The sequence below is a fragment of the Virgibacillus carmonensis genome (assembly GCF_057836705.1).
This window is the reverse complement of record NZ_JBYQFJ010000431.1, coordinates 1-510: the sequence shown is the minus strand read 5'-3', so window position 1 is coordinate 510 and position 510 is coordinate 1. Positions and strand designations below refer to the sequence as shown.

The following is a 510-nucleotide window of genomic DNA, read 5'->3' as shown; positions in this document are numbered from 1 at the left end:
TAGAAGGTGTATGGGAAAAGAAAATTATTTTTGCCGGTACAGAAACGAATGCACAATTTAGCGGACATCTTGAAGGAGCACTTCGGTCAGCTGAGCAGGCAGTTTATCAAACCATTAATTTAGTTGAGAAAAAAGATCGCGTCTAAACGATCTTTTTTTTGTTTTCATTTCAGAAAATTAAGATGGATAGTAGGGAAATTATGATAGAATTTACGTATAATAATATCATTAACATTGCTGGATTTTGAAAGAAGCAAGCAATCTAAGGGAGGGAACAATATGACAAATAAATTTTTCTTTCTGTTAATATGCTCATATTTGTTGGCTTTTTCAACAAATTTGATGCCCTCTGCAAAGCATCCAGACCTAAATATGAACATCTTTAACTTCCTTACCACTACATTATTTATAATAATCCTGTTACTCTTCGCTAAACAAGGTTCGAACGGAAAAAGTGGGACCAGGAAATTGCAGATATTTTCAACACTTGGGATTATATCTGGCGGAATA

Annotated in this window: 2 pseudogenes; both read left to right on the top strand. The window is 33.9% G+C overall.

Annotated elements, in window-relative coordinates:
* Nucleotides 1-146: pseudogene (locus AC3G7N_RS22730) on the top strand (flavin monoamine oxidase family protein); the annotation flags it as partial.
* A gap of 133 nt (nucleotides 147-279) precedes the next feature.
* A pseudogene (locus tag AC3G7N_RS22725) lies at nucleotides 280-510 on the top strand (hypothetical protein); the annotation flags it as partial.